Origin of the sequence: Priestia sp. P5, assembly GCF_029522155.1 — a bacterium.
GTDB classification, from domain to species: Bacteria; Bacillota; Bacilli; order Bacillales; family Bacillaceae_H; genus Priestia; species Priestia megaterium_E.
Genome location: NZ_JAKWFJ010000002.1, coordinates 232,513 through 254,624 on the forward strand (window position 1 = coordinate 232,513; position 22,112 = coordinate 254,624).

Sequence of the window (22,112 nt, forward strand, 5' to 3'; positions counted from 1 at the left end):
TTTAGTTTTCCTGAGCTTTTTTTTGGTTCTTAGGAGCTGACTGGTGTTGAATGCGTAAGAAAAGCAAGATTAAAACGATAACGCCAGTGATGCTGTACATCCCAAGAATAAGGGGCTGCTGTGTATCTGTTCCAGAAGTAATGCCGTGATACAGTGCAAGCAAATAGCCTGGAAAAGCAAGAAAATGAATGGCTTTCCATGTTTTTCTCCCCAGCTGTTTTATAAAATCGGATGTGATGATCAGTACGAATAAAATGTAGAGTGAAATAGTACCAAGACCTGTGCTAATTGGTTTGTAATCGGAAGTGAACGGAATTAAAATGTCAGAAAGTGAAAAATGAATAGATTGATCAAATGATAAAACAAGTCCGTGAATCATACCAAATAATAACCCGAACCACCCTGATGATTGATGAACCAGCAAAAGCTGTTTTTTTCGTTTTGGTTTAAAAAATGAAAAGCTGTGAGAAATGCCAGCGGCAACCGATACAAACATGAGTAAATAAGAGGTTAAGCCGGCTGCCCGAATGGTATTCCAAACGGGAAAGTGGGCACTAAATTGCGCGAGGAGAGTAGCCATAATGGTATACCTGACCTTTCACATTTTTTTCGATTAACACCTTGCCTTCTTTTGTAACCGCAATGACCTCTAAAGAAGGGTGATGCATTTTAGCTAATCTTAATCCGGCGTCCCATCCGAGAATAAGCATGCATTTTGCATAGACTTCAGAAACGGTCAAGTCTTCTGAAACAACCGTTGCTTGCAGAAGCTCTGATGAACTAGGCTTGCTGATTCTGCCGTCAATAATATGATGGTGAGTGTGTCCGTTTACTTTCCACAATCGCTTGCCTACACTGCTTGTGGCAATGCCACTGTTGCTCTTTACTTTAATACTCATGAGATTTTTTGATAAATCAAATGGATGAGAGAGCGCAATGGACCAGTGCTTGCTAGCAGGCCCCCATGTTACAATATCACCGCCTCCATCGATTGCCCCAAGTGAAGTTCCTTTTTTCTTTAATTGATTAGCCATTTGCTGAATGCTCCAACCTTTTGCGATTCCGCCTAAATCCAGACCGACATTAGAAGCAAGTTGAATACTTCTCATTCCTTTATGAATCATAATAGGGTTAACAGCATCAAAAGCTGCTAGTTTTTGAGGAAGCTGATCGGTAGGCAACTGCTCAAAACTTTGGCCATATCCTAGAGTTTGAATAGAATAATACAGAAATGGGTTGAAAATTCCGTTTGTCTCATTGTAATAGTAAGAGGCTGTTTTTACAGCTTCATACAACATTTTTGACGGTAAAAATAATCTTCCGTTCAGCGAATTAAGCTGTGAAAGTTCGCTTGCTGGAAGAAAGCGGCTTAGGGTTTCTTCTACAAGATAACACCAGCTCTCCACTTTTTTGCTGACAGGCGTTTCAAGCTGATATACGTTAAATTCGGTATTCATTGCTTTAAATGAGTAGCTCATTACATCACATCCTTAAGAAGGTCTTGATTGCATAGAAGAATCATCGTTATTACCCCAATTATCCTGACTATTTCCGGAATCATCATTTGACCACTGACCTTGCTGATTACTCGAATCATCGTCTGACCACTGATCATCTTGACTGCTTGAATTATCGTCTGACCATTGATCACTTTGCCCACTAGAACTGTCATTTGACCATTGATCTTGCCCGTTAGTTCCATTGTCCGTATTGGAGCCGGATCCTGAATCTGGAAATAGGTCCGTCTCATCTTCCGTTTGAGTTTGAGATGAATTATCGGCTGATGTATCGTTATTTAGTGCTGTTGTTGTTGAATTTGTTTGATCATATTTTTGAGAAAGTCCTATAAAAGTGGTAAATGCAGCAACGCTCGATAAACCAACCATCCATTTTGTCCATTTATTAGCTGCCATTGATATGCTCCTTTTATCTTTCATATTTTGCAACTGAACACTGAAGAAAAACTGCAGTAGAAGGTAACATACATCGTTCAATTGTTATAGTTCAATATAGACAGAGAAAATGAAAAAATAGTGAAATAGATGTAGGTTGGATTATTTTTGTAGGGAATTCAGTAAATTATTAGATTAAAAAAGGTTGTTCTTTTTAGAACAACCTTTTTTAATCAGCGATAAATCTTACTAATTGATACGTAATAAACCGTTAACTGCACAAGAGAAAGAAGCAAAAGAACGGCAATGGGATAGAAGCTAAAAGAATTAGGTAGCAGCGGATAAAAAGCTATTAATATAGCACCTATAGGAATAGAAAATAGGAGGAAAACAAAGGCTTTTTTACAAGCTTCTGCTGTTATCATCTTTTCACGTTCATCTTCTTCTGCAAATTCAAAAGGGAACAATAAAGGCGACACGTTCTTCGTCTTTTTACGCGCGCGGTAGTAAAAAAATGAGACGATTAAAAGAACAATTAAAGAAGCAAAAGACCCTATAGACATAGTAATTTCCCACGGGGGTTCAGGGGAGGTCATAACTTCACTAAACTGAATATTTAGGCTTAAAAAATCGTATAAAAACCAACCTACGCACAACAGAGACACTACATTCAACAAATAAGATTTAATAACATTACTCAACATTTTTCTCCTCCTTTTGAAGTGTAAAAACATCTTCCATTTTTAATTGAAAGACATCACAAATTGTTAAACCAAGTAGTAGGGAAGGAACGTAATTTCCCTTTTCAATAGCTGCAATGGTTTGGCGAGTGGCTCCAACTTTTTCAGCTAAATCTCCTTGCGTATATCCATGTTTAGCTCTAAGCTCTTTTACGTGATTAATAAGAGTCAATATGATCACCCGCTGCCTTTTTAATAAATTTGTTAAGTTGATTTAACATTATGTAAAGTTAATTTAACATCAATTGGATTATTTTTCAATAAGTAATGGATAAAAAATACAAAAAAGATCCTAGAAGAATTCTTCCGGATCTTTTTTGTTAATAAATTTCTTTAATGCCAGACAAACGAATGGAAAAAATGTTTTGTTTTTCATCTCGTAGGGAGAGGGTTTGGTCGGTTAGGTTTAAATTTTGGATTTTTCCTTTGAAGGTTTGAAGCAGGCCATTTTCGTAATAATTCACGGTTACATGTTTGTTTTTCTTTAACGCTTTTAAAATCATTTATTCATCTCCTTTCATGTGTGCATCTGTTATGAAAAGAAAGCTGTGGCTTAAGCATACGAATTTGGAGAATGCTCAAGGCAGAATTATTATTATACAGCAAGATGAGAATAGTTTGTAGATAAATTGTGAAAAAATGCACAAGTTTGCAGTACGGGTGTTGCAACAGAATACAGTATATGAGGGGAGGAGGGGTTTTATGATAAAAAAGGTGATTTTAGTTTATTTATTTGTGGGTATTAGGTAAACTAGTAGATGAATTTAAAGAATCTATCTATAGTTGTGAAGGCTAGGATTTCATTTAATTTTCATTTTCTATGAGTATAATGATAAAGGTTTTCTATATGTTCTTTGTGAATCTACTCATAAACTAATCGAGAAAGGAAAATCAAAATGAAGCGAATCGTTTCTAAGCCACTGCACTATTTCATATTAGCCGCTGTTTTAATGTGGATAAAGTCGTACGTGGCTTATAAAACTGAATTTAACTTAGGCGTAAGCGGCGTAATGCAGCAAATGCTGCTGTTCATAAACCCTGTAAGTTCAGTGCTGATTTTTTTAGGAATCGGCTTATTTTTTAAAGGAAAGAAAGCAGGAGCTTGGATTCTTGCAGGCAGTTTCATTATGACGCTGCTGTTATACAGCAACATTCTCTATTATCGTTTTTTTAACGATTTTGTAACGCTTCCTACACTATTGCAGACAAGTAATGCAGGAAGTATGGGCGGAAGCATTATGGATTTATTAAAAGCGCATGATGTTTTTTATTTTGTCGATTTTATTATTTATCTTTTCTTCTTTTTTAGTAAAAAAATTGACTGGCATAATGAAAAAGTATCGGTTAAGAATGCTGTAACCATTCTTTCTTTGGGATTCATGGTCTTTTCTGTCAACTTAACATTAGCAGAAATTGATCGCCCGCAGCTTCTATCTCGAACTTTTGACCGCAATTATTTAGTAAAGTATTTAGGCGCCTATAATTATACGATGTATGACGGTGTTCAGACTGCTCAAAACTCTAAACAGCGAGCTTTTGCAAGCAGCAATGATTTAACAAACGTCGTTAATTTTAAAAACAGTCACTATGCGGAGCCTAATGCCGTTTATTTTGGAAAAGCTAAAGGGAAAAACATTATTAAAATTCATTTGGAATCATTTCAGTCTTTTTTAATTGATTACAAATTAAATGGCCAGGAAGTGACACCTTTCTTAAATTCGTTGGCCCATGGAAATGACTTTACGTATTTTGATAACTTCTTTCATCAAACAGGACAAGGAAAAACATCAGATGCCGAGCTGATGATGGACAACTCTCTATACGGCCTTCCTCAAGGTTCTGCCTTTGTACTGAAAGGAAGCAATACGTATCAGGCAGCACCAGCTATTTTAGATCAAAAAGCTGGCTATACGAGCGCTGTGCTGCACGGAGACTATAAGACGTTTTGGAACCGTAACGAAATTTACAAGCAGTTCGGTGTGGATAAGTTCTTTGATGCAAGTTATTACAATATGACGGGTGAAAATAAAATTAATTATGGCTTAAAAGACAAACCGTTCTTTAAAGAATCTGTTCCAATGCTGCAGTCTTTACCACAGCCGTTCTATGCGCATTTAATTACGTTAACAAATCATTTTCCATTTTTACTTGGAAACAATGAGGCAAGCATACAGCCGGCTAACACGGGCGATGCAACAGTTGACCGTTATTTCCAAACGGCTCGTTATTTAGACGAATCATTGCAATCTTTCTTCCAAGAACTGAAAGCTTCTGGGCTTTATGATAATTCTGTAATTATGATTTATGGAGATCACTACGGTATTTCTGAAAATCATAATGCGGCAATGGAAAAAGTAATGGGAAAAGAAATTACGCCTTATGAAAATGCTCAGCTGCAGCGTGTACCTCTATTCATTCACGTTCCTGGAGTGAAAGGCGGAGTTAATCATACGTACGGTGGAGAAATTGACGTTGTGCCAACTCTTCTTCATTTAGTAGGGATTGACAGCAAAGAATTTATCCAATTTGGTACAGATTTATTTTCTAAAAATCATGATGATGTAGTGGCATTCCGTAATGGCAACTACGTATCTCCGAAGTATACATTAGTGGATGGAACGTATTATGATTCTAAGACGGGCCAAGCGCTTAAAGAAAATAATCAAATGAAAGCTTATAAACAGAAGGTAGCGAAAGAACTGGAGTTATCTGATCAAGTGCTTTATGGAGACTTACTTCGTTTCCACAAGCTGAAGGATTTCCAAACAGTCGACCCTTCGAAATATATGTACGGGAAAGAAGAAACAGAAACACCAGCTAAATAAAGCTAAAATCAAAAGAACATGATGACTTCTGCAAAGCAGAATGAACATCATGTTCTTTCTTACTGTAAACTATTCATCAATAAATTTCTTTAATTCCCGATAAGCGAATAGAGAAAGTATTTTGCTGTTCATCTTTTAATGAAAGCGTTTGGTCTGTTAAATCTAGGCGCTGTACTTTTCCTTTAAACGTTTGAAGCAAACCGTTTTTATAATAGTTAATTGTAACGGCCCCGTTTTTTCTTAATGCTTTTAAAATCATTTTTAAAACTCCTTCCATATTTAAAATGTGTATGATTAACGAGCTGTAACATTCATTTTCATTTGCATATTTTTATTATACACAAAAATAGAAAGCGTTTTCACTTAAAGTTTGAACACTTTGTGAAAACTTTAACAGAGAATGTGACAAATACATACAGAAACTGATTTATTTGTCGTATTCATCATAAAACACATTTATGAAAGGAGTGTTAAGAACGTGTTAAAACTTTATGGATGGAAGAATATTATAAAATATTGTTTGAAATGTCATAGTGAATCCATTCATCGTTCGTTACATTTCCGCCCATTTTTCTGTAAAGCGTTTGGGCTCTTGTATTATCACAAGCCGTTTCCCAAGACATAGCTGCATACTGATGTTCTTTTGTATACTGGTGACTAGTAGAAAATAATTTTTTGCCAATTTTTTGTCCTCTTGCTTTTTCTATAACGTACAAGTCATTTAAAATCGCTACAGGCTTTACACGCGTGGTGCTAAATGTAAAATAAAGCGTTGAAAAACCTACTGCCTCGTCATTTTGAGTCGCGATAAACTGAACGCCAGCATCCGGATGGTGAAACAAGTGATTAATCAAATTTCTCAGCTGCTTTTTGGTAGGCTGAGGGCGCTTGTAAAAATCAACAATGTATTCGTTCATTAATAAAATAAGTGCTTCCATGTCAGCAGCATTAGCTTGACGAATTGTAATAGTAGTCATTAAATCTTCTCCTTTTTAATCAGATGATCTACACTTATAGTAAAAGAAATATATCCCCTCTAAAAGAGCCAGATTTGAAAAATAAAGTAGGGACAGATGAAAGGAGCTAGCGTGAAGTTCACACCTTTATTAAACCGCAGAGGTGATATGCCTTTGTATCACCAGCTATATGAATATATAAAAAAAGAAATTGTATCCAGCAGGGTAGAAGTGAATGACAAACTGCCTTCTATCCGGTCTCTTGCTGATTACTTAAACGTAAGTCGAAATACTGTAGATATGGCCTATCAGCAGCTTTTAGCTGAAGGTTATGTAGAAAGCAGGCCCAAAAGTGGACTGTACGTAACGAATACACAGTTTGATTTACTGCAAACAGATAGAAAGCCGACTGTATTTTTACACCCTCACTCAGAAACAAAGTCGTGTACCTATGATTTTCGGTATGGAAAAGTTGATAGCCGTTTGTTTCCCTTGAATGAGTGGAAAAAACGATACAATGAAAGTCTTCAAACTTATAGAGAAGCTCTGTTCACGTACCAAGAAAGTCAAGGAGAAGAATCACTGCGTGAAGAAATTGCGACGTACCTTTATCAGTCAAGAGGAGTGGTTTGTTCAAAACATCAAATTATTATTGGAGCAGGTACTCAGCAATCACTCAGTTTATTAGCGCAGATGTTAAAGCAAAGCATCAGAGATATTGCCTTTGAAAATCCTTGTTATGACGGGGCTAGCTTTGTATTTAAGCAGCATGGATTTTCCTTAAAACCCGTGTCGCTTAATAACAAAGGCATAAACATTCAAGAGCTTTATGATAGCCAAGCACGAGCTGTTTATGTTACACCATCTCATCAGTTTCCATATGGAATGATCATGCCTGTTTCAAGAAGAATAGAGCTTCTTAAATGGGCGAATGGCTGCAATGGATTTGTTATTGAAGATGATTATGATGGAGAATTTCGTTATAAAGGCTCTCCCATCCCTTCATTGCAAAGCTTAGACACTAAGGGGCGCGTCATTTATACAGGTACATTTTCAAAATCTTTTATGCCTTCTTTAAGAATCAGCTATCTTGTATTACCTGAAGTTCTTCTAAAGGAATATCATGAACGTTTCTCTTTATACGAGCAAGCTGTTCCAACTCTCCATCAACAGACGCTCGGGCTGATAATGAAAAATGGAGAGTGGAATAAGCATTTAAGAAGAGTGAGAACTGCTTATCAACTGAAACACGGTACTCTTTTAGCAGCTTTACAGAAAGAGTTTAACGAAAACATTACGATATCAGGTGAATATGCAGGGTTACATATACTTGTACGCGTGCACAACGATATGAACGAACAGCAATTAATTAACGCAGCTCGAAAGCAAGATGTCTCCGTCTACGGTACCTCTCGTTATTGGCTTACGGAAGTACCTAAACAAAAGCCTCATATTTTGTTAGGCTTCGGAAGTTTGGGGAAAGAAGAAATAGAAGAAGGAATAAGGCGGTTAAGAAAAGCTTGGTTATAAATCCATGCTCGTTTTTTCGGTTTCTTGACAAAAGTTGCCTAGTCCTTTAGACTTTTTTGCATATATTTTAAATTATCTGAAAGGAGGATGGGGTAATCGAAGCTAACTGCTAGTGGACAACCCTAGATTAAACAATGAATCCTATCCAACAAATTTTACATACATTCCCTGTGATTGTACTAGATGGTGCAATGGCAACTGAACTTGAAAGATATGGCTGTGATTTAAATGACAGCTTATGGTCTGCAAAAGTGTTGATGGAGCAGCCGGAACTGATTAAGAGAGTGCACCAAGACTACTTTGCAGCCGGAGCTGACTGTGCAATTACAGCAAGTTATCAAAGCACATTTGAAGGTTTTGCTAAACGTGGCTTGAGTGAAGCAGAGGCTCGCGAGCTAATTCAAGCATCTGTAAAAATTGCGGCTGAAGCAAGAGATGAATTTTGGCACCAAGAAGAAAATCGTCTTAATCGTCCAAAACCAATTGTTGCCGCTTCGGTAGGGCCTTACGGAGCATTTTTAGCAAACGGATCGGAATATACTGGACAGTATGACGTAACAGAAGAAGAGTTAATGGAATTTCATCGTCCTCGTATGAAAGCACTAATTGAAGCAGGAGCAGACGTGTTAGCTTGTGAAACCATTCCTAATGTAACGGAAGCAAGAGCCATTGCGAGGCTGCTAGAAGAATTTGAAGGAGCGTACGCATGGATTACGTTCAGCGCAAAAGATGACCTGCATATTAGCAGCGGAACATTAATCTCGGATTGTGCACGTTATCTGGATTCTTATGAGCAAGTAGCGGCTCTTGGAGTTAACTGTACGCCGCCTCAATATATTTCTTCACTTATTAAAGAAATTAAATCTCAAACGGATAAGCCAGTCATTGTGTATCCAAATTCAGGGGAGCATTATGATGCTGAATCTAAAACATGGAACGGGACATCTGCAGGCGAAACCTATGGCTGCAGCGCTCACAGCTGGTATGAAGCAGGTGCTCAGTTAATCGGAGGGTGCTGTCGCACAACTCCAGATGATATCAAAGGCATTACAAAATGGGCTAGAAAATAACGGATTGAAAGAAAGAGAATGTGAGAAAAGTTGTTTCGCTAACGTTAAACACGAACGATCTATCAAAAATAGAGAGTTCGTGTTTTTTTATGGTCATGGTAAACGTAGGCTTCGTGTGTGCAGGTCCTTCTAGCTGTTGCACGGAAATCAGCAGAGGTGTCACAAGCAGTTCAGCTCATTTATCCCCATTTTCCGTCTCTAGATTAGATTCATTTTATTATGTCCCAGTCTTTTTTTCTTGTAAAATAAAAGAATACAAGTTAAAAAATCTTTATTTGAACGAAAGAAGGGATGATGAAAGTGAAAGATATTAAAAATATTTATTGTGTAGGGCGAAACTACGCACTGCATGCAAAAGAATTACATAATGATATTCCAACGTCACCTTTTTTATTTTCCAAACCTACTCACGCTCTTGTTGAAGCAGCTGGACAATCAATCACTCTTCCTAGCGACCAAGGGGAGGTGCACTTTGAAACTGAACTGATTCTTCGTATTGGACAATCTTACAAAGAAGGCATAACAGTGGATGAACTTGTTGACGAGATGACGATTGGATTAGACTTGACGCTTCGAGACGTGCAGAGCGAATTAAAACAAAAAAAGCACCCTTGGCTGCTTGCAAAAGGATTCAAACATTCAGCGGTTGTGGGAGACTTTATTCCATTTGAAGGAGTGGAAGCATCTAAGAAGAAAGACTTTTCGCTAGTGAAAAACAATGAACGCGTGCAGTTGGGGAATATTAAAGATTTGATTTTTGACTTACAAACGATTATTGATTTTACAGGAAAACATTTTGGTCTTGATAAAGGAGATCTTATTTTTACAGGTACCCCTGAGGGAGTAGGCCCGCTTTCACATCACGATCATCTTTCACTTAAATGGGGACAGCAAGAGCTTGGTTCTTGCATCATTTCCTTTCGTTAACAAAAAGAGGCTGGGGCAAAAGTGTTGAAGGAAGATCCGAACGATGAATCGAGATTCTTGATAGAGAATCCAACTCGTTCGGATTTTTTATTGTGATGGTGAACATAGATTATATATTTGCTTCTAGCTGTAGATTAGAGGGCAAAGCGAAGACTCCTGCGGGAAAAGCGGAACAGGTGAGACCCCGCAGGAGCGGAAGCGACGAGGAGGCTCACCGGCCGCCCGCGGAAAGCGAAGTCTTGCACGGAAATCAACACAGGTGTAACAGGCGGTTCACCTTATTTATCTCATTTGTTCGTATTTAGATTGGCATGATTTCGTTATGCCTCAATCTCTTTTTTTACGAAGTCTTAATTTTTTAGCCTTCAGAATGAATTTAATAACCAATGGGAAAGCTGTTTTTATCTCCTATAGGAAACGAGGTCCTCATTATGGTGCTCTTAATCCTTACAACGGTAATTTCTATTTTGAGTGTACTAGTTATGCCAAAGCGCATCAGCTGGATAGAAATATACACAACGTCTTTGTTTGTCATGTTTTTAGGATCGGTAGCAGATATATATCTTGATGTTAAATATGATCTTTATGGATTCTTTACAAAAGGAGTAGATTTTGAATATCTTTTAATTTTTATTTTTATTTATCCTGCGACAAATAGTGTATTTTTGAATTTTTATCCACAAGGCAAGAGTCTGTTTAGAAAAGCTTTATATATTACAGTGTGGGTAATTCTTACGACATTATTTGAGTACATTTCTACCCAAACGGAAGTGTTTTATTATAATGGATGGAAGATTCTATACTCGTTTTTTTGCTATCCGTTTCTTTATATAGCAATGGTTTTAAATTTAAAAATGATACGAAGGCTCCAGGTTATCGATAAGCAAAAATAGAAATAAAAAAAAGTAATGATAAATCATAAAAAAATGATATTTTATTAATGGCTACATATGTAATATAGTAAAAATAGAAAATAAATGAAGCAGCATATAAGCAGGGTTAAAAAACATCAAAACGGGAATCTTGACATTAACTTCATGTTTTTAACCATGTATTGTGAATGAATATACTTATTGCTAAATAATATGTTGTAGAAGGAATTTAGTAAAGGAGGCAAGAAGATGTTTAAGCGTAGTGAAAAAATCCAAATTCATGGCGTAACGTTCCATGGAGTCATGAGTGCGAAGCAAAAAGCCGCCCTGCAGGAAATTGCTAATGTAACAGACGAAAAAGACTGGGATGGGCTAAAAGGTGTGTATTGCTTAGGCAGTGTAAAGGTGCAAGGAAAAGATGTGCTAGGCGTGTACTATGGCCAATTTAATGATAACCTTCCAAAAGAGAAGCGCAAACTTCAGTTTGAAATTGACTATATTAAGTATACAGTAACGGAATGTCCGATTGTCTTTATCGATACAACAAAAAATAAAAAGCCTCATCAATTTGCTTTTATCATTCTGCATGAATTAGGCCATCATGTGGATCGTATGACAAATGGAACACTTTTAAAAGAAGGAAATAGAACGCAAGAAATGTTTGCTAATACGTATGCTTTAGAGAAATATTCAAAAATAGAAAAGTTCCAAACAAAGAAGTTGAAAAACATTCCATTTTTAGAGGAATCTCTTACTCAATGGAATAAAACTCCTCATCCTGGAGCTTATTCTCTTAGAGTTCAAATTGAATAATTCATGAGAATAGTTCCTCTCTCTCCGTTTTTTATTTTCCTATCTTTTTTCCTCTTCCTTTCTTTTATCCTTCCAATGAACAAAAAGGATTTAATTACCCATAAAGTTTTAAAAGTTTTTATAGTACGAATTATTTACACTATACCCTCCTGTAAATTATGATTATTTTAAGAAAAAACAGAAAATTTTAAAGTTTTAAGGTACAACTTAATAGTGAACAAGCGATGTTGTAATCGTATAGACAAACTGGCATACATATGCGGGTCATACATACAAACGAATCGCTTCCACTGTTATGAAAGCGGATTCAAAAATAGGAGGGGTAATAATGTTAGCTATTCTTGGGTTTTTGATGGTTTGTACATTTATGTTTCTGATTATGACAAAACGATTAACGCCGCTTATTGCTTTAATGGTTATTCCAGTATTGTTTGCAATCATAGGGGGATTCACAAGTGATATTGGAGAAATGGCTTTAAATGGTGTAAAAGAATTAGCGCCTACAGGCGTTATGTTAATGTTTGCTATTTTATATTTTGGAATTATGATTGATGCTGGTTTGTTTGATCCAGTTGTAGGAAGAATTTTGAAAATTGTAAAAGGTGATCCACTAAAGATCACAATTGGTACAGCTATTTTAGTTCTTATTATTTCATTAGACGGAGACGGAACAACAACATATATGATCACGCTCTCAGCGATGCTTCCGCTTTATAAAAAGCTAAATATGAAGCCGATGATTTTAGCCTGTATCGCGATTATGGGTAGCGGGGTTATGAACTTAACACCTTGGGGAGGACCAACTGCTCGTGTGATGAGTGCATTGAAGTTAGATGCTTCACAGGTGTTTACACCACTGATTCCAGCCATGATTGGTGGAGCTGTTTGGTTATTATTTACGGCTTACTACTTTGGAAAAAAAGAGCGCCAGCGCTTAGGTGTTATTGATATTCAAGACGTTACAAATGCTCAAGTAGCTTTTGCAGAAGCAGCAGCCGCTGAAGGAATCGAGTACAAGCGTCCGAAGCTTTTATGGGTAAACTTTGCTTTAACAGCTTTATTATTAGTAGGACTTATCACAGCAGTTATGCCGCTTCAAATTCTATTTATGATTGGATTTGCAATCGCTATCATGATTAACTATCCAAATTTAGAAGTTCAAAAAGAGCGTATCACAGCACATGCTGGTAATGTACTTGCTGTTGTATCTCTTGTATTCGCAGCAGGCGTATTCACAGGCATTTTATCAGGTACAAAAATGGTAGATGCAATGGGTAATAGTTTAGTAGGATTAATTCCAGATGCGTTAGGGCCTTACATGTCTGTGATTACAGCCATCACAAGTATGCCATTTACGTTCTTTATGTCAAATGATGCTTACTACTATGGGATTTTACCAATTATTGCTCAAGCAGCTTCAGCATACGGTATTGATGCTGCAGAAATTGGCCGTGCTTCATTGATTGGTCAACCTGTTCACTTACTAAGTCCTTTAGTTGCTTCTACGTATCTATTGGTCGGTATGGCAAAAGTCGAGCTTGGTGAATTCCAGCGCTTTACTTTAAAGTGGACGATTGGAACAGCGATGGTGATGCTTTTAGTAGCTATTATTACAGGAGTTATTACGCTGTAAAGATCATGAACCTAAAAACTTATCAATTCCGCTTTGGGGATTGATAAGTTTTTTTGTCTAAAAAGCTTTTGGAATAAGGAGCGGATATACAAAAAATTTTGATAAAATAAAAGAAGAATAGAACTATAAGGTAAAGGCTAAAGGTGCGATGAAATGAAAAAATGGTTTCAAGTATCGCTGCAAACAAAAATCGTAGGTTTATCCGCAGCATTAATCATAACTGTTATTGTTCTTTTAGCGAGTATTTTCTCTTACATGCAGTTTGTAGAATCTAAAAGGCAAGCCGAGCAGCTGGCTCTTCAAGCAGCCAAATCAATATCATTTATGCCGGAAGTCAAAGCTGCTTTTCAAAAAAAACAGCCGAGTCGCTATATTCAGCCGCTTGCCGAGCAAGTGAGGGAACAAATCGGAGCAGCAAGTATTGTGGTTCAAAACCGTGAGCAAATCATCTATTCTCATTCTAATCAAAAATGGATAGGAAAGAAAAACAAAGAGGCGGTTAACGATAGAGCACTATTATTCGGCGGATATTATACGCTTGACGGAGAGGGAACCACAGGTCCTGCAATTATGGGCAAAGCGCCTATTGTCATCAGTCACGGAAAGTATACGGAGGTCGTGGGAGTGGTGACGGTTGAGTTTTTAAAGTCTCATGTTCATGCTCAGCTCATTACGCGTATTCAGCAAATTATCCTATTTTCACTAGCTGTTTTATTGCTTGGTATGATTGGGGGTATTTTTTTAGCTAAAAGTATTAAAAAAGATACTCTTGGTCTTGAGCCTCATGAAATCGCTTCATTATACCGTGAACGAAATGCGATTTTACTTTCGATAAAAGAAGGAATTATTGCTATTGATCATCAAGGCTTTATTACGATGATGAATACATCAGCTAAAAATATGCTAGGACTACAGACGGAATATTTACATAATCATATCATTGAAGTATTTCCTTATACGAATATGATTGAAGTGCTAGATACCGGAATAGCCCGAAGCGACCAAGAGATTTTTTTGAATGAAAAAACGTTTATCTTAAACTTAACACCCATTATTGAACATCAGCGAATTGTAGGAGTGGTCGCTAGTTTTCGTGATAAGACAGAATTAAAAAGCTTAATCAATACGATTTCAGAAGTACGAAAATATTCAGAGGATTTACGAGCTCAAACGCATGAGTTTACGAATAAGCTGTATGTTTTGTCGGGTTTGCTACAGTTAGGGCAGTACAAAGATGCATTTGAGTTTATTCAAAAAGAATCAGCCGTACACCAAACACAAAACCGTATTCTATTTGATCAGATATTAGATTCCAAAGTCCAAGCAATATTGCTTGGGAAGATTGGAAAAGCATCTGAAAAGAAAATTCATTTTTCGGTTGATTCGGAGAGTACACTCGATACGCTCCCAGAACATATTGAAATTTCTCATCTCATTATCATTATTGGGAACTTAATTGATAATGCATTTGAAGCAGTGAGTCAGCAGTCTGAAAAAGAAGTGTCGTTTTTTATTACCGATATTGGTCATGATTTAATTATCGAAGTGATGGATAACGGACCTGGTATATCAGAAGAAGTACTAAATCAAATTTTTACAAAAGGTTTTTCAACCAAAGGTACAGACAGAGGATACGGACTGGCAAATATAAAGAAAATGGTAGATGAACTTGGAGGATCTATTGAAGTGTATAATCAGCCGGAAGGAGGAGCCATTTTTTCAGTTTACCTTCCAAAAAACTGAATCATGAGAAGTAAGGGGAGAGTCGAAATGTTACGAGTCGCAATTGCAGAAGACGATTTTCGAATTGCTCAAGTTCAAGAGCGATTTTTATTAGAAGTAGATGGTGTAGAAGTTGTAGGTAAAGCGTTGAATGCAAAAGAGACGCTTGAAATGCTAAAGAAGAAGGAAGTTGATTTACTTCTTTTAGACATCTATATGCCAGATGAAATGGGAACGGATTTACTGCCGAAAATCAGAGCGCAGTTTCCACAAGTTGACGTTATCGTGGTAACGGCTGCAACAGAAAAAAACATTGTAGAAATCTGTTTGAGAAACGGCGTCGTTAATTATTTGATTAAGCCGGTTATGATGGAATCCTTCATTAATGCTATTAAACAGTATCAAGAGAAAAAGGAGCTGTTTAGTACGCATGAAGAAGTTGATCAATCATTTATTGATGCGTACTTTGGACATGTCAGAACAAAGCCAAAAGCGGATAAATCTCTTCCTTCAGGTATTGATGGTATCACATTACAAAAGTCAAAAGATATTTTAAAAAGCATCAAAGGAATTACGATCGAAGAGATGGGGCAGCACATGGGAGTATCTAGAACGACAGCTAGACGATATTTAGAGTATCTAGTATCAACTGGTGAATGTCACGTTGAATATGATTATGGGATTATTGGACGGCCGGAGCGCAAGTACTATTTAGCGTAGCATTAGCCTTGAAGGATGATATATATGATTAAAAAGCTCATGATAGTGTTTATAAGTGTATTGCTTGTTAGCTGTTCTTCACCCTCTAAAAAAGATCGTATTGATATGGGAGAAATTGAAATTGTGGCAGCCGGTGCAAAAGGCGGAGGAGCAGATGCAACAGTAAGAGCCATTCAACAAGTGCTAACGGAAAAGAAGATTGTGAAGGTACCCGTTTCTGTTAGTAATAAAATAGGCGGGCAAGGTGAAGAAGGATGGAAATATATTAAACAGAGAAAAGAAGGGAATATTGTTTCCGGAAATTCCAGCTTGCTGATTACAAATAATTTGCTGGGGCAAAGTCAATTAACCTATAAAGACTTTACTCCGCTCGCTATTTTAACATCTGAATGGGAGGTCATCGTAGTTCCTTCTAACTCTCCTATATATAATTTAAAACAGCTCATACGCACGTTAAATCAAAGTGAATCCAGCATGAAAGTGGGAATATCACCTCGCTTAGGAAACGACGATCATTTATCGTTCATGCAGCTGAATAAAAAAGCAGGCGTAGACTCTTCCAAGCTTGAGTTCTTCGTTTACAACAGCAGTCATAAAGTGATCGATGCGCTCGTTCATCAGCAGCTAGATGTAGCACCTATGTCATTATCAGAAGTAAAAAAGCAGTATGAACAAGGGCAGGTAAGAATACTCGCCGTTTCTTCTCCCAGAAGGTTAGAAGAGTTAAAAGAGATCCCAACGTGGAAAGAAGCGGGAATTGACGTAACATTTAGCCATTGGAGAGGTCTAATGGGACCGCCTAATATGACCAAAGAGCAGGTAGCATATTGGAATAAGACAGTGTATGAAATGGTTCATACAAAAGAATGGGAACAGCTGCTTAAAGATAACGATTTAACCTCTTTTTATAAAAATAGCAGCGGTGCTAAAGTCTTTCTTGAACAGCAAAGCAAGCTGTATTCTGACTTAATGGGCGGAACAAATGATGAATAAATACAATAGAAAGAGGTTGGGATAAAAGGATTTTAGACGAAATGAAAAACGAACCATTGATCAAGACTTTTGATTACTGGTTCGTTTTTTTGTTTTGGTGAGCATAGTTTCATCTGTTTCGTTCCTTCTAGTAGCTGATTGGAGGGCAGACGAAGACTCCTGCGGGAAAAGCGGAACAGGTGAGACCCCACAGGAGCGTGAGCGACGAGGAGGCTCACCGGCCGCCCGCGGAAAGGAAGTCTTGCACGGAAATCAACTGCGGTGTTAAAAGCAGTTCAGCTCATATATCCCATTTGTTCGTCTTTAGAATTAGATTCATTTCGGTATGTCTAAACCTCTTTCTATCAGTGTACATCTTTTAAATCTAAGTTTTGAATAAACTCAATAAAAGCTTTTACGATGTTAATTTTTAAGGAATCTTCATGATAAAACATCCATGTGCTGCGCGTTAAAGGCTGCTGGTCTTTTGTTTTTAACGTGTATCTGTAAATCTCTGCTGCGTCATCAAGCAGCATACTCGGCAAAATCGCATAACCGAGTCCGTTTACAACCATCTTTTTGCATGTTTCTGCTTTATCTACTTCAATGCTGACAAGGGGAGGCTGAGAGTAATTTTCAGCCCACCAGTTATCAACGGATGTTTTTAAAAAACGATCTTGATGATAATCAATTCGAGGTAGATTGGGAAGATTGTTTATGTCGACAGGCTGTGCAGACGCAATGCAAATTGTTTCTTTAAAAAGCAGCTCTTTCTGATCTTGCCAGTTATAATCCCCTTTTACAAACGCAATATGAACATCGTGCTTATAAAGTAAGTGGGCCATGTCGCTGCTCCATCCGGTCGTGACTTTGAATTCAACGTCAGGAAATCGCTCTTTAAATAAGCGTAATAGTCCAGGGAGTTTGTAGTCAGTAAAAAAGTTAGACACTCCTAGACGTAAAGTACCGGTTAATTGATCATCCATGTTTAACACATTTTCTTTTATTTTTTGAACCGTAAGCAGCATTTCTTCTGCGCACTTCACTAAATATTCTCCCTGCGGTGTAAATTGAACTCCGCGGCGTCCTCTGTTCACGATCTGAACATGAAATTCCTTTTCCATCTGCTGCAGTCTATGCGTAAGCGCAGGCTGAGAGATAAACAGCTCCTTGGCTGCTTTTGTAATGTTTTTTTCTCGATACAACACTTGTAGAACAAGCCAATCTCGATCGTCCATACTATCCCTCCAGGAATAAAAAAAATGAATGGTTTATAATAAAATTTCGATATTTTAATTATCTCTAAAATTATACTATAGTTAAGAAGAAGAATGTTCGGTGTAAGAAAGAAAAGCCTTGTAGAAGGAAGGAAGTAGATATGAACGCAAGAATTATTTTTTTACAATCTATACTTTTTATTTCATTAACAAGCGTGGGAGGATTTCTTTTATCGTTAACAGGCTTATCCATTGGCTGGATGCTTGGGACCCTCATTTTAGCTGCTATTCTAGCTTTTCGAAAGCCGCGTTTTTTATCTCAAACAAGCAAAAAAGGTATTCCAAAATATTGGCTGTACGCTGGACAATGTATTTTAGGGATTGAATTAGGTCAAAAGATTAACTTGTCTGTGTTGACTACGTTTCAATCTCACTGGTCCACCATTACGATCATGCTTTTGCTGTCTGTTGTATTTTCTCTTTTATCCGGTTATTTGCTATGGAAGTTCAGTTCCACAGACTTATTAACAAGCTTTTTCGGTACGACTCCGGGTGGAATGAGCGCAATGCCAGGTATGGCTGAAGAGGTAGGAGCCAATACGGCAGTTGTAAGCATTATTCAAACGATGCGCGTGTTTTTAGTTGTGCTTGCTGTTCCTTTATTTGTGGTCTATTGGGGAAGTAATACAGGACGGCATGCAGTGTCAGTTACTCCAAGTGTTTTTCAATGGGGATCACTGTTATGGACAGGCGTTTTAATCGTTACAGCAGTAGTAGGGTATTATATAGGAAAAAAACTAAAATTTCCTGCTCCTTGGTTAGTAGGAGGAATGCTTACTGTTGCGATTGTTCAAACAGCTGCTTCATCGTACGTGGGCTATAATCTTCAAGCATACTGGCCTCATTCTGTGATGATTTTATCGCAAATTTTTATTGCTTCAAGCATTGGTTCTCGCTTTCATAAAGAAATGTTTATTGGCGTAAAAAAAATTATGGTTGTCGGGCTTATTAATACAATCGGCTTAATCGCCGCTATGTTCGTATGTGCATTAGTAGTCTCCAAAATAACTGGAATCGGGCTTATCACGTCTATTTTAGCGTTTGCTCCTGGAGGCATTGCAGAAATGGCGACTACATCCATTGTACTGCAGGCTGATTCGACGTTAGTAGTAGCGGTCCAAGTGCTTCGAATTTTAACCATTTGGCTTCTTCTTCCCCCGCTGTTTCGCATGTTTCATCAGTGGGGAGAAAGAAAAAGAATACATTCACACGTTTCATAATAAATATGTGAATGCACTAGGCAAAGTAAGGGTGAGTTTTAAAGAGAGAAATGGGGGAGAATAGATGAGTAATAAAGAAATGGTGGTCAGTCAGTTCGGGGGGAATGCTGGAAAGTACGTCAAAAGTAAAGGTCATGCAAAAGGCAAAGATTTAGCTGTTTTAGCGGAAATTGCTGAAGAAAATAGAGGGGGAAAGCTGCTTGATGTAGCAACAGGAGGAGGACACGTGGCAAATAAGCTAGCACCTGTCTTTCAAGAAGTAACGGCTTTTGACTTAACTCCTCAAATGTTGCAAAGTGCTGAAGGCTTCATTAAAGAAAATGGTCATGAAAATGTATCGTTTGTTCAAGGAGATGCTGAGGATATGCCGTTTCAAGATGACGAGTTTGATACGGTAACGTGCAGAATTGCACCGCACCATTTTCCTAATATTAAACAGTTCATCAAAGAGGTATACCGAGTGTTAAAGCCAGGCGGACAGTTCTTGCTCATTGATAATGTAGCACCGGAAGTGAATGCTTATGACGAGTTTTATAATCGAGTTGAAAAGACAAGAGATCCAAGCCATTATCGTGCTTATAAAAAAACAGAGTGGCTTTCTATGCTTGAAATGCAAGGATTCCGTACAGAAGTGCTGACAACTTTTCCAAAGCGCTTTTTATTTGATGACTGGTGCGGGATGATGAATGTTCCGGAAGAGACAAAGCGTGAGCTTACTCAATATATGCTGAATATACCAAGCGGATTTAAACAGTTTTTCGACATCAAAACGAATCAACAGGGAATTGAATCGTTTCAAGGAGAAGCAATCTTTGTAGCGTGTTACAAAAATAAATAAAAAGAAGCCAACTCACCGGAGTTGGCTTCTTTTTTTACTTATGCTCGTTGGTTTGAACGATTTCCAAAATATTGCGTAATACGGTCTAAAATAATCGCTAAAATAACGATTGAAATCCCAGCTTCAAAGCCCGTGCCGACTTCAAGTCGAGAAACTGCACGATATACCTCCGCACCAAGTCCCGGAGCACCTACAAGAGAGGCAATAACAACCATTGAAAGAGATAGCATGATGCTTTGGTTAATTCCGGCCATGATTGTTTTTGTAGCTAATGGAAGCTGTACTTTAAATAATTTTTGTTTTGTTGTTGAACCGTAGGCATTTGCTGCTTCTACTAAGTCAGCGGGTACTTCACGAATACCTAGGTTCGTTAAGCGAATCGTCGGAGGCATTGCAAAGATCACAGATGAGATAACACCTGGTACCACACCAATTCCAAAGAAGAAAAGTGCTGGAATCAAATAAACAAATGCAGGCATCGTTTGCATAAAGTCTAAGATTGGCGTAATAATCCGAGCTGTCTTTTCGCTTTGAGATGCCCAAATGCCAAGCGGAATTCCTACTATAATTGAAATTAATACGCTTGTTAAAACGAGGGCTAGTGTGTCCATTGTTTCTTGCCAGTAGCCAAGATTAAGAATAAATAATAGACCAATCATCGATAAAATAGTAAATGACCATTTTTTACTTGAAAACCAAGCAATGATTCCGACAATTAAGATTAAAATTAATGCTGGTGGAAAGGTTAGCACTAGTACAATAAAACTTACAATACCATCGACAATAGCTGAAATAACATCAAAAAAACCTTTGATATTATCATTTAAAAACGTGACAAAATGGTCAATCCAATTGCCAACGGGAATTTTAGGAATACTATTCATTTACGTTCACCTCATTACTATCAGTACCGGCGAGTGCTTCAATCACTCGTTCTTTTTTAATGATGCCGCGCAGACGATGGTTTTCATCTACAACCGGTAGCGGAAAACGGCTGATAACCATTTTGTCGTACAAGTTTTCTAGTAGCGTATCTGTTGTAACAGTTGGAATATCCGTATCTAATACGTCTGCTGTCAGTTTATCTTGTTTAATCGCACGGCTAATATCATCTGCCGTTACAACTCCTAGAAGAGTTTTTTTCTTGTCTACGACGTAGATGCTTGAATAACCAGCTTCTTGCATAATTTTAAGAGCTACACGCGGACCTCGGTCTACGGTAATGGATTCGGCACGATTCATCACGCTTTCAGCTGTGTATACTTTAGCTACATTAACGTCTTCCACAAAGCGCTCGACATAATCATTGGCAGGGTTTGTCATAATCTCTTCGGGTGTTCCTACTTGAACAACACTGCCGTCTTTCATTAATACGATGCGATCTCCAATTCGAAGAGCTTCATCAAGATCATGGGTAATAAAAATGATTGTACGCTCCATTTTTTCTTGAAGCTCCAGTAAAAAATCTTGCATGTCTTTACGAATAAGGGGATCTAGTGCACTGAATGCTTCATCCATTAATAAAATGTCAGGGTCATTGGCAAGTGCTCTGGCCAGTCCGACACGCTGCTGCATACCGCCGCTCAGTTCACCGGGATATTGATTTTCGTATCCTTTTAAACCTACTAATTCAAGCGCTTCTTTTGCTTTCTTTTCACGTTCGGCTTTTGGTGTACCTTGAACTTCTAATCCGTATTCTGTGTTATCAAGAACCGTACGGTGAGGGAATAAGGCAAAGTTTTGGAAAACCATGCTCATTTTTTTTCGGCGCATGTCGCGAAGTTCCTCTTTGTTCATTTTTACTACATCGTCACCGTCTAAAATAAGAGATCCAGACGTTGGTTCAACAAGGCGGTTAAACATGCGAACTAAAGTGGATTTACCGCTTCCGGACAGGCCCATAATGACGAAGATTTCACCGGACTTGATTTCGAAGTTTGCTTGATTAACTCCAATTGTCATTCCTGTTTCTTCTAAAATTTCTTTTTTTGTTTTTCCTTTTTGAAGTAAATCAATCGCTTTTGACGGATTCTTACCAAACACTTTGGTTATATTTTGTACTTTTAATTTTACGTGTTCCATATGTCCACCTCAATTGTTGTTTT

General features: G+C 37.6%; 24 protein-coding genes. 13 read left to right on the forward strand and 11 right to left on the reverse strand.

Annotation, left to right across the window (positions count from 1 at the left end; genetic code table 11):
- Window position 1 precedes the first annotated feature (1 nt).
- From MMB69_RS18045 to MMB69_RS18070, 6 genes are all read right to left on the reverse strand, one after another.
- Window positions 2-580, reverse strand: coding sequence for a ferric reductase-like transmembrane domain-containing protein (locus tag MMB69_RS18045; protein ID WP_277448134.1), 579 nt, complete (start codon window positions 578-580; stop codon window positions 2-4).
- Window positions 555-1,478, reverse strand: coding sequence for an FAD:protein FMN transferase (locus tag MMB69_RS18050; protein WP_277448135.1), 924 nt, complete (start codon window positions 1,476-1,478; stop codon window positions 555-557). The genes MMB69_RS18045 and MMB69_RS18050 overlap by 26 nt, the downstream gene beginning before the upstream one ends.
- Before the next feature lie 12 nt (window positions 1,479-1,490).
- Window positions 1,491-1,913, reverse strand: a complete 423-nt coding sequence (locus MMB69_RS18055) for a hypothetical protein (protein ID WP_221785285.1) — start codon at window positions 1,911-1,913, stop codon at window positions 1,491-1,493.
- A gap of 212 nt (window positions 1,914-2,125) precedes the next feature.
- Window positions 2,126-2,596 carry a DUF2178 domain-containing protein gene (locus MMB69_RS18060; RefSeq protein ID WP_221785284.1) on the reverse strand — a complete coding sequence of 157 codons (471 nt, stop codon included), beginning with the start codon at window positions 2,594-2,596 and terminating at the stop codon, window positions 2,126-2,128.
- A complete protein-coding gene (locus MMB69_RS18065; RefSeq protein ID WP_013081870.1) occupies window positions 2,586-2,804 on the reverse strand; it encodes a helix-turn-helix transcriptional regulator in 219 nt (72 codons plus the stop codon). The genes MMB69_RS18060 and MMB69_RS18065 overlap by 11 nt, the downstream gene beginning before the upstream one ends.
- 148 nt (window positions 2,805-2,952) lie before the next feature.
- A complete protein-coding gene (locus tag MMB69_RS18070) occupies window positions 2,953-3,135 on the reverse strand; it encodes a YolD-like family protein (RefSeq protein ID WP_013081871.1) in 183 nt (60 codons plus the stop codon).
- 393 nt (window positions 3,136-3,528) lie between these two features.
- Between MMB69_RS18070 and ltaS the strand changes: the two genes are divergently transcribed.
- On the forward strand, window positions 3,529-5,457 hold the full coding sequence (gene ltaS / locus MMB69_RS18075; RefSeq protein WP_269870488.1) for a lipoteichoic acid synthase: 1,929 nt from the start codon (window positions 3,529-3,531) through the stop codon (window positions 5,455-5,457).
- A gap of 76 nt (window positions 5,458-5,533) precedes the next feature.
- Here the strand turns inward: ltaS and MMB69_RS18080 are convergent, their stop codons facing one another.
- Window positions 5,534-5,734: a YolD-like family protein gene (locus tag MMB69_RS18080; RefSeq protein ID WP_074893948.1), complete on the reverse strand. Its 201-nt coding sequence runs from the start codon at window positions 5,732-5,734 to the stop codon at window positions 5,534-5,536.
- Window positions 5,735-5,963: 229 nt separating this feature from the next.
- Window positions 5,964-6,434, reverse strand: coding sequence for a GNAT family N-acetyltransferase (locus MMB69_RS18085; RefSeq protein WP_269870489.1), 471 nt, complete (start codon window positions 6,432-6,434; stop codon window positions 5,964-5,966).
- Window positions 6,435-6,530: 96 nt separating this feature from the next.
- Between MMB69_RS18085 and pdxR the strand changes: the two genes are divergently transcribed.
- The 10 genes from pdxR (at window position 6,531) to MMB69_RS18130 (ending at window position 16,961) form a co-directional block, all read left to right on the forward strand.
- Window positions 6,531-7,943 carry a MocR-like pyridoxine biosynthesis transcription factor PdxR gene (gene pdxR, locus MMB69_RS18090; RefSeq protein WP_277448138.1) on the forward strand — a complete coding sequence of 471 codons (1,413 nt, stop codon included), beginning with the start codon at window positions 6,531-6,533 and terminating at the stop codon, window positions 7,941-7,943.
- A 134-nt stretch (window positions 7,944-8,077) separates the two neighbouring features.
- On the forward strand, window positions 8,078-9,013 hold the full coding sequence (gene mmuM / locus MMB69_RS18095) for a homocysteine S-methyltransferase (RefSeq protein ID WP_269870491.1): 936 nt from the start codon (window positions 8,078-8,080) through the stop codon (window positions 9,011-9,013).
- Window positions 9,014-9,307: 294 nt separating this feature from the next.
- The gene (locus tag MMB69_RS18100; protein ID WP_221785293.1) at window positions 9,308-9,940 is read left to right on the forward strand and encodes a fumarylacetoacetate hydrolase family protein; all 633 of its coding nucleotides are present in this window, start codon (window positions 9,308-9,310) and stop codon (window positions 9,938-9,940) included.
- A 482-nt stretch (window positions 9,941-10,422) separates the two neighbouring features.
- On the forward strand, window positions 10,423-10,833 hold the full coding sequence (locus MMB69_RS27325) for a CBO0543 family protein (RefSeq protein ID WP_371906090.1): 411 nt from the start codon (window positions 10,423-10,425) through the stop codon (window positions 10,831-10,833).
- Between the two features lie 228 nt (window positions 10,834-11,061).
- Window positions 11,062-11,625 carry an ImmA/IrrE family metallo-endopeptidase gene (locus tag MMB69_RS18105; protein ID WP_074679049.1) on the forward strand — a complete coding sequence of 188 codons (564 nt, stop codon included), beginning with the start codon at window positions 11,062-11,064 and terminating at the stop codon, window positions 11,623-11,625.
- 328 nt (window positions 11,626-11,953) lie between these two features.
- Complete coding sequence (locus tag MMB69_RS18110; protein ID WP_028407583.1) at window positions 11,954-13,258, forward strand: CitMHS family transporter; 1,305 nt, start codon at window positions 11,954-11,956, stop codon at window positions 13,256-13,258.
- 153 nt (window positions 13,259-13,411) lie between these two features.
- On the forward strand, window positions 13,412-15,001 hold the full coding sequence (locus MMB69_RS18115) for an ATP-binding protein (RefSeq protein WP_221785279.1): 1,590 nt from the start codon (window positions 13,412-13,414) through the stop codon (window positions 14,999-15,001).
- 27 nt (window positions 15,002-15,028) lie between these two features.
- Entirely contained in the window at window positions 15,029-15,700 is a 672-nt protein-coding gene (locus MMB69_RS18120; RefSeq protein WP_221785278.1) for a response regulator, read from the forward strand.
- A gap of 24 nt (window positions 15,701-15,724) precedes the next feature.
- A complete protein-coding gene (locus MMB69_RS18125) occupies window positions 15,725-16,693 on the forward strand; it encodes a tripartite tricarboxylate transporter substrate binding protein (protein ID WP_277448139.1) in 969 nt (322 codons plus the stop codon).
- Window positions 16,694-16,787: 94 nt separating this feature from the next.
- Window positions 16,788-16,961: a hypothetical protein gene (locus tag MMB69_RS18130; RefSeq protein ID WP_277448140.1), complete on the forward strand. Its 174-nt coding sequence runs from the start codon at window positions 16,788-16,790 to the stop codon at window positions 16,959-16,961.
- 76 nt (window positions 16,962-17,037) lie between these two features.
- Here the strand turns inward: MMB69_RS18130 and MMB69_RS18135 are convergent, their stop codons facing one another.
- Window positions 17,038-17,910 (reverse strand): LysR family transcriptional regulator, encoded by an 873-nt coding sequence (locus tag MMB69_RS18135; protein WP_277448141.1) that lies wholly within the window; start codon window positions 17,908-17,910, stop codon window positions 17,038-17,040.
- A 140-nt stretch (window positions 17,911-18,050) separates the two neighbouring features.
- Here MMB69_RS18135 and MMB69_RS18140 point away from each other — a divergent pair, with 140 nt between their 5' ends.
- Window positions 18,051-19,169 carry an AbrB family transcriptional regulator gene (locus tag MMB69_RS18140; RefSeq protein ID WP_277448142.1) on the forward strand — a complete coding sequence of 373 codons (1,119 nt, stop codon included), beginning with the start codon at window positions 18,051-18,053 and terminating at the stop codon, window positions 19,167-19,169.
- 64 nt (window positions 19,170-19,233) lie between these two features.
- Window positions 19,234-20,007, forward strand: coding sequence for a class I SAM-dependent methyltransferase (locus tag MMB69_RS18145; protein ID WP_115653121.1), 774 nt, complete (start codon window positions 19,234-19,236; stop codon window positions 20,005-20,007).
- Window positions 20,008-20,045: 38 nt separating this feature from the next.
- Here MMB69_RS18145 and MMB69_RS18150 read toward each other — a convergent pair whose 3' ends face one another.
- Together MMB69_RS18150 and MMB69_RS18155 are read right to left on the reverse strand one after the other, a co-directional pair.
- A complete protein-coding gene (locus MMB69_RS18150; protein WP_013081885.1) occupies window positions 20,046-20,891 on the reverse strand; it encodes an ABC transporter permease in 846 nt (281 codons plus the stop codon).
- Entirely contained in the window at window positions 20,884-22,089 is a 1,206-nt protein-coding gene (locus MMB69_RS18155) for a quaternary amine ABC transporter ATP-binding protein (protein ID WP_013081886.1), read from the reverse strand. Before MMB69_RS18155 ends, MMB69_RS18150 begins: the two co-directional genes overlap by 8 nt.
- Window positions 22,090-22,112 lie beyond the last annotated feature (23 nt).

Bases quoted from the DNA above. Each gene is read 5' to 3' on its own strand.
- MMB69_RS18045 (WP_277448134.1), bottom strand. From the start codon at position 580: ATGGCTACTCTCCTCGCGCAATTTAGTGCCCACTTTCCCGTTTGGAAT.
- MMB69_RS18050 (WP_277448135.1), bottom strand. From the start codon at position 1,478: ATGAGCTACTCATTTAAAGCAATGAATACCGAATTTAACGTATATCAG.
- MMB69_RS18055 (WP_221785285.1), bottom strand. From the start codon at position 1,913: ATGGCAGCTAATAAATGGACAAAATGGATGGTTGGTTTATCGAGCGTT.
- MMB69_RS18060 (WP_221785284.1), bottom strand. From the start codon at position 2,596: ATGTTGAGTAATGTTATTAAATCTTATTTGTTGAATGTAGTGTCTCTG.
- MMB69_RS18070 (WP_013081871.1), bottom strand. From the start codon at position 3,135: ATGATTTTAAAAGCGTTAAAGAAAAACAAACATGTAACCGTGAATTAT.
- ltaS (WP_269870488.1), top strand. From the start codon at position 3,529: ATGAAGCGAATCGTTTCTAAGCCACTGCACTATTTCATATTAGCCGCT.
- MMB69_RS18080 (WP_074893948.1), bottom strand. From the start codon at position 5,734: ATGGAAGGAGTTTTAAAAATGATTTTAAAAGCATTAAGAAAAAACGGG.
- MMB69_RS18085 (WP_269870489.1), bottom strand. From the start codon at position 6,434: ATGACTACTATTACAATTCGTCAAGCTAATGCTGCTGACATGGAAGCA.
- pdxR (WP_277448138.1), top strand. From the start codon at position 6,531: ATGAAAGGAGCTAGCGTGAAGTTCACACCTTTATTAAACCGCAGAGGT.
- mmuM (WP_269870491.1), top strand. From the start codon at position 8,078: ATGAATCCTATCCAACAAATTTTACATACATTCCCTGTGATTGTACTA.
- MMB69_RS18100 (WP_221785293.1), top strand. From the start codon at position 9,308: ATGAAAGTGAAAGATATTAAAAATATTTATTGTGTAGGGCGAAACTAC.
- MMB69_RS27325 (WP_371906090.1), top strand. From the start codon at position 10,423: ATGCCAAAGCGCATCAGCTGGATAGAAATATACACAACGTCTTTGTTT.
- MMB69_RS18105 (WP_074679049.1), top strand. From the start codon at position 11,062: ATGTTTAAGCGTAGTGAAAAAATCCAAATTCATGGCGTAACGTTCCAT.
- MMB69_RS18110 (WP_028407583.1), top strand. From the start codon at position 11,954: ATGTTAGCTATTCTTGGGTTTTTGATGGTTTGTACATTTATGTTTCTG.
- MMB69_RS18115 (WP_221785279.1), top strand. From the start codon at position 13,412: ATGAAAAAATGGTTTCAAGTATCGCTGCAAACAAAAATCGTAGGTTTA.
- MMB69_RS18120 (WP_221785278.1), top strand. From the start codon at position 15,029: ATGTTACGAGTCGCAATTGCAGAAGACGATTTTCGAATTGCTCAAGTT.
- MMB69_RS18125 (WP_277448139.1), top strand. From the start codon at position 15,725: ATGATTAAAAAGCTCATGATAGTGTTTATAAGTGTATTGCTTGTTAGC.
- MMB69_RS18135 (WP_277448141.1), bottom strand. From the start codon at position 17,910: ATGGACGATCGAGATTGGCTTGTTCTACAAGTGTTGTATCGAGAAAAA.
- MMB69_RS18140 (WP_277448142.1), top strand. From the start codon at position 18,051: ATGAACGCAAGAATTATTTTTTTACAATCTATACTTTTTATTTCATTA.
- MMB69_RS18145 (WP_115653121.1), top strand. From the start codon at position 19,234: ATGAGTAATAAAGAAATGGTGGTCAGTCAGTTCGGGGGGAATGCTGGA.
- MMB69_RS18150 (WP_013081885.1), bottom strand. From the start codon at position 20,891: ATGAATAGTATTCCTAAAATTCCCGTTGGCAATTGGATTGACCATTTT.
- MMB69_RS18155 (WP_013081886.1), bottom strand. From the start codon at position 22,089: ATGGAACACGTAAAATTAAAAGTACAAAATATAACCAAAGTGTTTGGT.